Here is an 11783-nt window from a genome sequence, read left to right as displayed (position 1 = left end):
GCAAGGATCATGCCTCACCCTGACGGAGGCGCTTGGGCCGGGGCTTGGCCCGGCCGTCTCAGCGACCGGCAAAGAGGGCCTTACGGATCGTGCCGGTGACGCCCCAATTGGCGTCCACCACCTGTGTCACCGCGAAATCCGCCGCCACCGACATCAGCGATATCGCCTCGTCCTCGGAGAGCTTCTGCGTGGTCATGAGGAAGCGGCGCAGCTTGCGGAAAGCGTCCCGCATCGCCCCGTCGAGGCTGGACCGCTTGAGGATTTCGCTCTGGTGGTCGGGACCAAGCTCGGACAGATAGTTCGCCACACTGAACCCATAGACCGACCAGACCTCGTCGTTTTCGAGCAAGGGATGGGTCAGCCCTTCAAGGATTCCGCCGTCCAGCTCCGCCTTCTTGTGCAGGATGAACTCGAATTCCCCGGTGAGCGAAATCTCGATCGCCGTGCCCGACAATTCGCTGTCACCCTGCGAGGCATGGGCGTCGCCGCAGGAGAACAGGCCGCCGGCCACCGCGACCGGGTAATACATCCGCGCGCCCTTGGCGATGCGCCAGTCATCCATATTGCCGCCGGTATAGTTGGGCGGGATGGTGGAGACGAAATCCGCCTCGGCGGGGGCAAGGCCCATCGTGCCGAAATGCAGCCGCGCCGGCACCTTGATGCCCGGCAGGATGCCTTCCTTCTTCACGACGGTGCTGTGGTCGACCCGCACGCCGGGATAGTCGATGGTCGGATGCACAATGCCATCGGGGTCGGTCTGCGGCGTCCAGAGGTAGGAATAGAGCGCGGATACCGACGCCTCGCCCATGTCGAGCTCATAGATCGTCACGACCTCGCGGGGCTTCGGCTCCTCGATCAGATCCTTGTACTGGAAGCCCCAATTGGCGGAGGGGTTGGAGCCGAAAAAGCGCCCCTTATAGGCCGGGTTGGCGCTCGGGCGCGGATAGGCGTCGATGACGCGCACCTCCAGCACGTCGCCCGGCTCCGCCCCCTCGATGGCGATGGGGCCGGTGAGCAGATGCACGCCGAGCCCTTCGCCGGAGCCATAGGTGAAGGGGCCGTCGGTGGCGCCCGCGCCGCGCCGGCGCAGGGTCTTCTGGTCCTTGGTCCAGAGGAAGATCTCTTCCGCCGCCGCATCGCCCGCGATCATGCGCTCATAGTCGTCATTGGCGTGGTGGGTGATGCTCTCCACCGTGACACTGTCGCCCGACTTGATGGTCAGGACCGGCGCCAGCGTCCGGCTGAAATAACCCCAGTGAACGGTCGCGGGCGTGGCGGGCAGATGATGCTTGGTCATGTCGGGCCTCTGATCTGAAACGGGTGCCGCGCACGGCCGGAAGCGGCGCGCGACGTTCCGCTATTCGGCGTTCATGGTGCTCAGGAAACGGGCGGTGAGCGGATGGCTCGGGGCGCGCAGAATTTGCTCGGCCGGCCCCTGCTCGATCACCGTCCCCTCGGCCAGGAAAACGATGCGGTCGGCGACCTCGCCGGCAAAACGCAGCTGATGGGTGGAGATGATCATGGCGAGCCCCTCCTCCACGGCGAGGCGGCGGATGACCTCCAGCACCTCGCCGACGAGCTCGGGATCGAGCGCCGAGGTCGGCTCGTCGAGCAGCAGCACGGCAGGACCTGGCGCGACCGCGCGGGCGATGGCAACGCGCTGCTGCTGGCCACCGGAGAGATGGCGCGGCAGCGCGTCGGCGCGGTGGGCAAGGCCGACGCGGTCGAGCAATTCCTGCGCGCGGCGGTCGGCATCAAGCCGCGACAGGCCTTGCACCCAGCGCAACGGCCCGGCGATATTCTCGCGTGCAGTGAGGTGACCGAAGAGGTTAAATTGCTGGAACACCATGCCGACGCCAACACTGGCGCGCATCTGCGCGGTGACGCGGGGTGAGAGCGGACGCCCGTCCTCGTCGCTGCCGAGAAAGCGGCCTCCGACGCGGATCGTGCCGTCCTGCCAACCCTCCAGCCGGTTGATACAGCGCAGCAGTGTCGACTTGCCCGAGCCGCTGGGGCCCAGCAGCGCGACGATTTCGCCGGCCCGCACCGTCAGGTCGATACCGTCCAGCACATTCTGGCTGCCATAGCTCTTGCGCAGCTGCTTCACCTCGACGGCGGCATTGTTGCCGGCGAGCCGGCGGGCACGCGCCGCGCGGTCGATAGGGCCGCTCCGGGGCGATGGCGGCGGCAGCGGATCGGTGGCGATCTCGTCAAGGATCTCCGCCGCGACATCCGGCGGCGTCACGGGAGCGAGGGGAGCCGGCGTGCCGCGACCGGGCAGCAGCGCGCGCAGGAAGCGGGCCAGCTGCTCCTTCGGCGGCGGACGGTCGAGGTCGAGCAGCATCTCGACGACGATCTGGATCACCGCAATCGCCCCGGTGAGCACCAGATACATCAGGCCGGAGGCGAAGAAGATGGAGAAGAAGTCGAAGGTCGCGGAGGCGAGCTGCGTCGAGCGCAGGGTCAGTTCCTGCACCGCGACGACCGAGGCGAGCGAAGAGTTCTTCAGCGCGCTCACCGACTCGTTGCCGAGCGCCGGCACCATGGAGCGGATGGCCTGCGGGGCGATCACGCGGCGCATGATGGCGGCCGGCGTCATGCCGAGCGCCTGCCCCGCGCTCACCTGCCCACGGTCGACGCCGATGACATTGGAGCGCAGGATTTCGGCGATGAAGGGCGCCTCGTTGAGGGCGAGGGCCAGCCCGGCGGCGGTGATCGCCGACAGCTTGATGCCGATCATCGGCAGGGCATTGTAACAGAACACCATCTGCAGGATCAGCGGCGTGCCGCGAAAGATGATCGAATAGGCCCGCGCCATGATCGCCAGCGTGCGAAACCGGCTGAGCTGCATCGCCGCCAGCACGACGCCCATGACAAGCCCGCCAAGCAGCCCCAGCACCGTGATCAGCAGCGTGTAGCCGACCCCGTCGAGCAGATAGGGCATGCGCAGATAATGCAGGAAAAGATCCATCGGCCTTCTTCGCAGCGGGAGGAAAGCGGCGGCCGCGAGGGGGTGCGCGGCCGCCGGTTGTCGTCAGCGCGCGGACATCGTCCGCGCCTGATGGGTCAGTCGGCCAGCACCAGCTTGGGGGTCTCGAGCTGCTCGGCCGGCAGGTTCCACTTCTTCATCAGCTCGGCCTGGAGGCCCGTCTTCTGGATTTCGGTCAGCGCCGCCATCACCGCGTCGCGGAACTCGACATTGTTGCGCGGCACGGCGATGCCCACCGAATAGGGCAGCGTCACCGCGGTCGCCTTCGCCAGCTTGTCGGGATAGGCCTTCACCGCGCCGTCGACCGTGTTCACGTCGTTGATGTAGGTGTCGGCCCGCCCGGCCAGGATCGCCTGGATGCAGTTGGCGTTGTTGTCGAACAGCAGGATTTCCGGCGCCGGCTTGCCGGCCTTCTTGCACTCGGCCTCGAGCGCCTGGATGAGCGGCACCTCGACATAGCCGGTGTTCTCGGCCGCGACCGTGCCGCAGAGCGACATGTTGATGCCGGTAATGCCCTTCGGGTTGCCCTTGGCCACCAGCACGCCGTCGAACACCTTGAGATAGGTGATGAAGTCGGCCGCCTTGGCGCGATCCTTGGTGGCGTAGATGTCGGAAATGACGATGTCCGCCTGACCCGCCTGAAGCGTGGTCAGCAGCGCCGCGAAGGTCACGGCCTTGTAGGTGATCTTGAAGCCGAGGCAGTCGCCGATCGCCTCGCCGAGGTCGATGTCGAAGCCGATATAGTTGGTCGGGTTGCTCGGATCGATGGTCTCATAGCCCGGCGTGTGCGGGTTGATGGCGTTGACCAGCGTCTTACCCTTGAGCGAGGGATATTTGGCCTGAAGCGCGGCGCAGGCGGCGGGCGTCGCGGCCTGTACAGTCTGCGGCAGCGCCACCGTCATGCCGGCGGCGGCAACGGCCATACCCATGACGCCAAAGAGCGCGGACCGCAGATGCGCAGCGGCGGACATGCGAGCCCTGCCGGAATGTCTGAGATTGAGTGCCACTGAATCTTCTCCTCTGCTGCCACGTGCCGGTGGGCACGGTGACGTGGACCGAGGAGTGAAGTCTCGCGCAGGCGGCGCCCGCAGACTTGTCTCTGGGCGCACCCATTGTTGGATGGGCGCCTTCCAACATTCAGGCAAACAGTGCCCGTTCTATGAGCACGCCAACCTATCTGATCGACTCATTAGCGCGCCGTCGTCAGGCGGCAGAGAGATCCGCATGCGTTTTTCGGCTTTCCGAGCGGCGGGCGCGGCGTGGCGCTCGGCCTGGTTCTTTCCCTCACGGTCGGCGCCTGGGTGTCCCGCTCGCCGACGGGCCCCGCAGGGCGTGAACGCCCTTCGCGACGGCGCGCCATGTCGTTTGTCATTCCCGTAAATGTGGTGGTGAGATACAACCGAATTCGATCAAAAACCGAATAAAATGGGAGGGCACGATGAAGGCGCTGGGTTGGATTTTGCTCTGCAATGCACTGACGATTTCCGTCGCCGCCGCTCAAACCCCTGACATGAAGGGTGATTGGGTCGGCAAGACCAATACGATCATTGCCGGCGTCGGCGGGCCGCACTGGCCGGACAGCAAGGGCACCTGGGAAAAGCCGCTGCTGGCGCAGCGGGACATCACGCTGCGCATTGTCGGCCAGGATGACCGCCGCTTCTGGGGCGAGAGCATCATTGCCGGCGACACGGCCTCGGGCGGCGCGGTCACATCGGAACCGTTCATCGGAACCCTCTCGAAAACCGGCGACCGGGTAATGATGAGTGACACGGACGGCTATTTCATTGGTGACCTGTCCGGCACCACGCTTTCCTATTGCTATCTCCAGGCCGGCGCCCGCCAAGCCAATGACAAGCCCGCCGTCGTGACCTGCAATGACGTGACGAAACGCTGATTGCTCGTATATAGCGATGGTCCTGCCTCTCCGTCGCGGGAGGCCGGGCCATCGTCATCTCCCAAGCAACGCAGGCAGGCTCACTCGTCTGGGAGGTTGCGTCGATGCCCTCGGAGCGCCGCGCCCCTGCCGTATGGCTCGGGCACGATCCGCTTGGGATGAATACGCCGTCACCCCTGCATTCGGACATTGAATGTCGCCCCTCCTCGCACGGCTGACCATCGAACCCGCCGCCCTCGCCTGGCTTGAGCGTCAGTCCTGGCACCCTTGGCTTGTCGTTGGCCTCGTCTCAATGGGGGCGTTTATCGGGCAGCTCGACGCCACGATCGTTCAGCTCGCCCTGCCAAGTCTCGGGCATCATTTCGATGTGTCCCTTCAGCATGTCAGCTGGATCGCCCTGTCCTATCTCGCCGCCTTCGTTGCCTTTCTGCCGATCTTCGGCCGTCTGTGCGACATGTTTGGCCGCAAGACGCTGTATATCCTCGGATATCTCATCTTTATCGCCGCCAGCGCCCTGTGCGGCTTTGCCTCCAGTTTCGAGCAACTGGTGATTTTCCGCTTTCTGCAGGGGGCGGGCGGGTCGCTCCTCGGCGCCAACAGCATTTCGATCCTGGTGAAAACGGTCTCGCCGGCGCAGCGCGGACGGGCCCTTGGCTGGTTCGCGGCGGCTCAGGCAGTGGGCATGAGCGCGGGCCCGGTGCTGGGCGGGCTGCTGCTCGCGACGCTCGGCTGGCAATGGATTTTCTGGCTCACCGTGCCCTTTGGTGCGCTGGCCGTTCTCCTTGGCTGGCTGGCGCTGCCACGCAGCACCGGCACGCAGCCCGATCGCGCCTTCGACTGGGGCGGGGCGCTGCTGATCGGCCCGGCGCTGATCCTGATCGTGGCCGTGCTCAACCATGTCGCGAGCTGGGGGCTGGGTTCCCCGGCAACGCTCGGCAGCCTCGCCATGGCGGCCCTGCTGCTGGGACTGCTGGTGCGGCGCGAACGCCTCTTCCCGGCGCCGCTGATTGATCCGGCGCTGTTCGCGAGCCCGGCCTTTTGCAGCGCGGCCGCGGGGGTGGCGCTTGGCTATGCACTGCTGTTCGGCATGTTCTTTCTCATGTCCTTCGCGCAGGGACACGGTTTCGGCGAGCCGCCCGGCACGGCCGGCTTGCATCTGGCGATCATTCCGGTGGCGATCGGGCTGACGGCACCGTTCAGCAACACGCTGAAGGAGCGATTGGGCGGGCGCTGGATCGGCCCGGCGGGCATGGCGCTGAGCTTGCTCGCCGTTGCCCTTCTGTTGTCCACTCTCGGACGGGTCGAGGATCACCGTCTTTTCGACGCCGTCGCCTATGCCCTGTTCGGCGCCGGTCTCGGCCTGTTCATCGCCCCCAACAATCAGGTGGCGATCGCGGCGGTGCCGCCGGCCTTGGCGGGACCCGCCGGTTCGCTGCTGAACCTGATGCGCGCGCTGGGGACCAGCCTCGGCGTTGCCGGCAGCGCGACCATGCTGGCGTTGAATCTGGAAGGCCCCGATGGGGCGACGCGCGATTGGCTGTCTTCCAGCGGCGCCGACATGCTCATCGCGGTGCGCCACAGCCTGCCGCTGCTGGGGGCCATCGCCCTGCTGGCGGGCCTGGCCGCCGGGTTTGCCGCGCGGAAGGTGGAGCGTCTCGGCACGCGGCCCAAGGCGGCCTCGGGCCAAGCCGACATCGGGCAGAGCCGCCTGATCGACCGACGCTAGAAATCACACGTTAGAAGCGGGGCATCCCGTCTTCGATCGAGCTTTCAAGCCCGCCGGTCGCGCTGCCAGGCGGCCGGTGTCACGCCGACCTTCTGCCGGAAGACCCGCGTCAGATGAGCCTGATCGAAGAAGCCCGTCGCCATCGCGACGTCAATCAGCGCCATGTCGGAACGCAGCAGATGAGCGGCGGGGGCAGACGCGGAGCCGTTCGTGATGCGCCGCGGCAGATCCCGCCGCGGGTGGAAGGTGGCGGCGAAGGCGGAGTGAGGGCGCGATCCATTATAGTCGTGCCGCCACCGGCCCAGGGCCGCTCTGGCCTGGCTCAGCGCCGAGAACAGGCGTCTCGTTGAGAAGCTCGTCGCGCAGGCGACCGTTGAAGCTTTCGATGAAGCCGTTCTGCATCGGTTTGCCTGGCGCGATGTAGTGCCATTCGACCCGAGCCGCGTCGGCCCAGCCCAGAATGGCATTAGAGGTGAACGCGCTGCCATTGTCGCTGACGATCATCTTGGGCCGGCCGCGCTCTGCCAGCAGGCGATCGAGTTCGCGAGCGACCCTGACCCCGGACAGCGACGTGTCCGCCACCAGCGCCAGGCATTCGCGGGTGCAGTCGTCCACGATGGCCAGCATCCGGAAGCGCCGACCATCGGTCATCTGGTCGGCGACGAAGTCGAGCGACCAGCGCTCGTTCGGTCGCATCGGAATCATCATCGGCGCCCGCGTCCCGATCGCCCGCTTGCGGCCACCTCGCCAGCGGACCATCAGCCGTTTCTCACGGGTTGTGCCGGAACAGGCGCTTGTGGTCGACCCGGAAGCCCTCTCGCCTGAGCAGGACGTGGAGACGGCGCCTTACGGCAATTGCCCGCAATTGCCTGTCGGCCGAGGGATACCCGAACCGCCGCCGTTCCTGGGCGATGGCTTTCATCCGCTCACGCAGCGAGGCGTCATTCCCGCGCTTGGCTTTGTATCTCATGGTCATGCGGCAGAAGCCGGTGGCTTTACACGCCCGCCGTTCGCTCATCCTATGGACATCCATGAGGTGGACGACAGCTCTGCGCTCGGCAGCGGACGTCACCACTTCTTTCCCAGCAGATCCTTCAGCGCGACGTTGTCCAGCATGGCGTCGGCGAGCATGCGCTTCAGCTTGGCGTTCTCATCCTCAAGTGCCCGCAGCCGTTTGGCCTCCGACACGTCCATTCCACCGAAACGGGCCTTCCACTTGTAGATGCTGGCGTCGCTGACCCCGTGCTTCCGGCACAGGTCCGAGACCGGCACCCCGGCCTCATGCTCCTTCAGGATCCCGATGATCTGCTCTTCCGTGAAGCGGCTCCGCCTCATGTTCTGGTCCACTCAATCGGCCAGAACGAACTTCAAGCTGGATTAGCTATGAAGGGCAATGTCACGAACTCACCGCTGGATAAACTTGGAGGCAACGTCAGCAGCGAAGATCACGCGGCCGAGAGCAGGATGACGCCAGCGATGAGAACGCCGCATCCCGCCGCAGGGCGAAGGACTTGAAGCACTTTCGCCGTCAGCGCGAGGCGTACCCAACGATCCTGGGCTCACGCCCAGATCGCCTTACGCATTTGATGCCTCGGCTTCTGTAGCGCCGATCTAGATGCCTCTGAGACCGGCAGCAGGCCAACCCGGCACGGGCAACGCCGATCGCCGACACTATTCAGCGGCCTCCATCATGACGGTAGGCGGACTCCAATCCCCGGCTTCGATTGCCGCAATGCGGGAGTCCAGTTCGGCGATGACGTGGCGGGAGAACGGATAGAGGTGCAGATAGAGCACCATGTTGACCATCGCTGCCTCGAGTGCGGAGGGGTTCTTTCGGATGCAGTCGATCAGGCTGACCCAGAAATAGGGCGCAAATCGTGGGCGGGCCACACTGATCGCCCAGCTTGCGCGCAGAAGTAATTTCAGGTCGCGCCGGATGCCCGCCCATGTCGCCCCTTTGCCGAAGGATCGTCGCTTCACCTTGCTGGCCATGCCGCGCACCCGTCCAAAGAAATGCCGAGGGTGGTAAATCTCCTCGATGACCTGCCGGTAATCGGACAGGATTTCATCGCGGGGGCGAAGGGTTAGGAAGTTGAGCCCTGCCGTGCACTGATCGCCCACATCGGAGGGGGCGACGTTGTAACCTTCGAAAAGACGCCCTTCGCGGCGCAGCCGCCGGGTGAGTTGCGTGTTCGGAAGGGCATAGAGCAGACCGACCATTGCAACCGGTATCTCGCTTGCACGGATGCACTCGACCATCGACCGTGAAACGCCGCCGCCCTCGGTGTCGAAGCCGACGATGAAGCCCCCCGTCACGTAGATCCCCGCCGCATATATGCGCTGCACGCTCTCCGCGATGCTGCGGCGGGTATTCTGTTTCTTTTGCATCGCCACCAGAGTGCCCTCGTCGGGGCTCTCGATGCCGGTGAATATGACGAAAAAGTTGGTATCGCTCATCATCTGGAGAAGCTGGGGATCGTCAGCGACGTTCAGCGAAACCTCGGTCGAGAACTCGAATGGATAGCCTTGCGTCTCCTGCCAAATCTTTAGTTCCGGCAGGAATTTTTTAATGGCCTTCTTGTTGCCGATGAAGTTGTCGTCGACGAAGTCGACATGGCCGCCATAGCCAAGCCGGCGAAGCGCGTCCAACTCGGCAAGCATCTGCTCGTTAGACTTGGTGCGCGGGACCCTCCCGTAAAGTTCGATGATATCGCAGAACTCGCAAGTGAAGGGGCAGCCGCGCGAGAACTGCACGCCGACATAGAGATAGTCGCTGAAATCGATCAGGTCGAAACGCGGTATCGGGCTCGCCTGCACATTAGCCTTGAATTTCTCGGCCTCGAAACGACCCGAGGTTGCACCGCGCTCCCACGCCTCGACAAAGCGGTCGATAATGCCTTCGGCCTCGCCGAGCACTAGGAAATCGGCCGCAGCATAGACCTCGGGATTGGAGGTGGGATCCGGGCCGCCGAGACAAACCGGCCGTCCCAGTTCGTGGCAGCGGCCGATCAGCGCCAACGTATCGAACTGCTGCGGCAGCATCCCGCCGGTCAGCACTATATCCGCCCATAATATGTCGCTGTCGGCCACTTCGCGGGCATTGCGGTCAATGAGCCGGATCTCCCAATGGCCTGGTAGAAGTGCGGCAACCGTGAGCAGGCCGAGAGGGGGTGCCACGCAGCGCGCGCCGTACAGCTTGCAGGCTTCAGTAAAATTCCAGAATGAATTTGGATTGAATTTCGGAAAAATCATCAATATGCGAGACTGCGGTCGCGCAGTCGAGGTGACGTCCAGTTCATGCATCTGCTTACCTTTGCTTCAGCAAAACCCACCCTTGTCACATGCCAGTATTTAGAAGGCAGCATGTCATGCTAGCAGAATGCCATGCCATGATGAACCCATGCGCAGGTTGCATTCACCCCAGGGGGCGGCGCTGCCACGTTCGGCAACAGGCCGAACGATCATCTGGTTCTCGGCCAAGCTGGCAACCGCACTCTTTTCCATCGACAAGCGGGAAGATAAACGCCTGGTAGCATTGCTCGCACAGGCGCGCGGGTGAAAAACACTGGGTAGGATTCGAACACATACGCCGAAGAAATCGGCTGGCGCTCGGCTGCCCGTGACCGGCAGCGCGACATCATGCGGTCACTGGCGGCTTCGCCCTGCTCCCCGGCTCCGGCGACCCTGCAAGACATCGCGCGGCAACTCGCGGCACTCGCCGGCAGCGCCCCGCATGCCTAAGCGCGGCGGGACGCGAAATCCGTCCCGGTGGCTATTCGGTGGCTATTCAGCGAATAGCAAAAACGCCCCGCGATGAGTGGGGCGAGCTAATTTCCGTTATTCATCAAGGAGTTAAGTGGCGCACCCGGCACGATTCGAACGTGCGACCTCTGCCTTCGGAGGGCAGCGCTCTATCCAGCTGAGCTACGGGTGCCCGGCGGGCGCGGCCCGCGGATCACGCGTCTTCATAGTCGATGCGCGGCGGGCGGGCAACCGGGTGCGTGGGGGCTCCACCGCTAATGGAGTCCGCGACCCTCCTCTGGCAAAGGTCGCACGCTCGAATCGTGCCGGGTGCGTGCCGGCGGCGGTTCACGCGGGCCAATAGATGCGCTTCAGCGGCAACAACTGCTGCGTCTCGATATCAAGCCGGTCGTAATTCTGGATCACCGCTTCCACGAGATCATCGATGGTCATCAACGACAGCGGGATGCTCGCGCGCTCGGCTTCATAAAGGGCATCCTTCGAGAAGCCGCCGGTCGACACATACAGCCCCTTGTCCTGCGGATGACGGCCGCCGAGAAAGCTACGGATCGCCGGCGAGCCGATCGCGCCCTGTCGATGCTTCACCTCGACGACGATGCGCGGCGATTCAAAGCCGAAGCCATCCGGCGAGGCGATGATGTCCTTGCCGCGATCAGCGCCAGCCGGAGACACGCGCGTCTTGTAGCCCATGGCGCGCAGCAGGCCGGCGACGAGTTCCTGCAGGTCGAACCAGTCCAGCGCATTGACGCGGTCCTTGGTGAACTCGATCGCCTTCTCCTGGATGTTCTTGAACACGTCCTCCTCGGCGATCTCAACGGAGGCCGCGAGGTCTGCCTTTGCCGGCTGGTGCGATTTATGCGCTCGCAGCAGATCGTCGATCACGTCGGCCGAGAGCTGAAACAGCGTCGAGATGGCGCCGAGGCTGTTGCGGCTGCGCACGGAGAGAAGATCGCGCGAGACCTCGCCCTGCCACGTCACCGAGCGGACATTCGGGTCATCGGCATCAATGCTCGGGTCCCACCGATAGTCACCGGCGATCTCGCCGAGCAGATAGACCCGGCGGCTCGGGTCGTAGGTCACGACATAGTCACCGATCTTCATCTCGCTGCGGAAGCGGTAGAGTTGGCCGGCTGACATGGCCACCGCCTGCGGCTTCCACTCCGGCCAGGTGGTCGCCACACGGGCCGCAATCTTCTCGCGGGTGTTGAGATGGGTGAGCGGCCCGATATCGCTCCAGCCAATGGCGATCACGGCCTTCTCCTTGAAGGCGTTGTAGAGCCGCCCACTGAACCGCCCCGACTTCACCGGAGGCCATTTGGTTTAAGTCACGCCGCCATTTTCTGCTCACCGAGCATGACGTAGTAGCGCTCCTCGGCTTCGGCCGGCGGGATGTTACCGATAGGCTCCAGCAG

The 11783-nt window shown here is 64.6% G+C and carries 7 protein-coding genes, 1 tRNA gene and 2 pseudogenes; 2 read left to right on the top strand and 8 right to left on the bottom strand.

The window, feature by feature from the left end; all coding sequences use genetic code 11:
• Nucleotides 1-58: 58 nt before the first annotated feature.
• From KIP89_RS14790 to KIP89_RS14780, 3 genes are all read right to left on the bottom strand, one after another.
• Entirely contained in the window at nucleotides 59-1297 is a 1239-nt protein-coding gene (locus tag KIP89_RS14790; RefSeq protein WP_213756358.1) for an acetamidase/formamidase family protein, read from the bottom strand.
• Nucleotides 1298-1357: 60 nt separating this feature from the next.
• On the bottom strand, nucleotides 1358-2971 hold the full coding sequence (locus KIP89_RS14785; protein ID WP_213756357.1) for an amino acid ABC transporter permease/ATP-binding protein: 1614 nt from the start codon (nucleotides 2969-2971) through the stop codon (nucleotides 1358-1360).
• Between the two features lie 95 nt (nucleotides 2972-3066).
• Nucleotides 3067-3960: an ABC transporter substrate-binding protein gene (locus KIP89_RS14780; protein WP_213756355.1), complete on the bottom strand. Its 894-nt coding sequence runs from the start codon at nucleotides 3958-3960 to the stop codon at nucleotides 3067-3069.
• 467 nt (nucleotides 3961-4427) lie between these two features.
• On the opposite strand from KIP89_RS14780, the gene KIP89_RS14775 reads away from it, so the two are divergent.
• Both KIP89_RS14775 and KIP89_RS14770 read left to right on the top strand, forming a co-directional pair.
• Nucleotides 4428-4883 (top strand): hypothetical protein, encoded by a 456-nt coding sequence (locus tag KIP89_RS14775; protein ID WP_213756353.1) that lies wholly within the window; start codon nucleotides 4428-4430, stop codon nucleotides 4881-4883.
• 193 nt (nucleotides 4884-5076) lie between these two features.
• Nucleotides 5077-6609 (top strand): MFS transporter, encoded by a 1533-nt coding sequence (locus KIP89_RS14770; RefSeq protein WP_213756350.1) that lies wholly within the window; start codon nucleotides 5077-5079, stop codon nucleotides 6607-6609.
• A gap of 44 nt (nucleotides 6610-6653) precedes the next feature.
• Here KIP89_RS14770 and KIP89_RS14765 read toward each other — a convergent pair.
• The 5 genes and pseudogenes from KIP89_RS14765 to KIP89_RS20015 form a co-directional block, all read right to left on the bottom strand.
• Nucleotides 6654-6737, bottom strand: a pseudogene (locus tag KIP89_RS14765) (helix-turn-helix transcriptional regulator); the annotation flags it as partial.
• 54 nt (nucleotides 6738-6791) lie between these two features.
• Nucleotides 6792-7944 (bottom strand): annotated as a pseudogene (locus KIP89_RS14760) (IS3 family transposase); the annotation flags it as partial.
• A 336-nt stretch (nucleotides 7945-8280) separates the two neighbouring features.
• The gene (locus KIP89_RS14755; protein ID WP_213756348.1) at nucleotides 8281-9912 is read right to left on the bottom strand and encodes a B12-binding domain-containing radical SAM protein; all 1632 of its coding nucleotides are present in this window, start codon (nucleotides 9910-9912) and stop codon (nucleotides 8281-8283) included.
• A gap of 554 nt (nucleotides 9913-10466) precedes the next feature.
• A tRNA-Arg gene (locus tag KIP89_RS14750) sits at nucleotides 10467-10543 on the bottom strand.
• Between the two features lie 155 nt (nucleotides 10544-10698).
• Nucleotides 10699-11676, bottom strand: a complete 978-nt coding sequence (locus KIP89_RS20015; RefSeq protein ID WP_213756346.1) for a restriction endonuclease — start codon at nucleotides 11674-11676, stop codon at nucleotides 10699-10701.
• Nucleotides 11677-11783: the final 107 nt, after the last annotated feature.

The sequence above is a fragment of the Ancylobacter radicis genome, from assembly GCF_018449475.1.
Taxonomy (GTDB): Bacteria; Pseudomonadota; Alphaproteobacteria; order Rhizobiales; family Xanthobacteraceae; genus Ancylobacter; species Ancylobacter radicis.
Note: the sequence above shows the minus strand (reverse complement) of the source record. Positions and strands in the feature narration are given on the sequence as shown.

Excerpts from the sequence above, each read along its gene's own strand:
- KIP89_RS14790 (WP_213756358.1), bottom strand. The coding sequence starts at position 1,297 with ATGACCAAGCATCATCTGCCCGCCACGCCCGCGACCGTTCACTGGGGT.
- KIP89_RS14785 (WP_213756357.1), bottom strand. The coding sequence starts at position 2,971 with ATGGATCTTTTCCTGCATTATCTGCGCATGCCCTATCTGCTCGACGGG.
- KIP89_RS14780 (WP_213756355.1), bottom strand. The coding sequence starts at position 3,960 with ATGTCCGCCGCTGCGCATCTGCGGTCCGCGCTCTTTGGCGTCATGGGT.
- KIP89_RS14775 (WP_213756353.1), top strand. The coding sequence starts at position 4,428 with ATGAAGGCGCTGGGTTGGATTTTGCTCTGCAATGCACTGACGATTTCC.
- KIP89_RS14770 (WP_213756350.1), top strand. The coding sequence starts at position 5,077 with ATGTCGCCCCTCCTCGCACGGCTGACCATCGAACCCGCCGCCCTCGCC.
- KIP89_RS14755 (WP_213756348.1), bottom strand. The coding sequence starts at position 9,912 with ATGCATGAACTGGACGTCACCTCGACTGCGCGACCGCAGTCTCGCATA.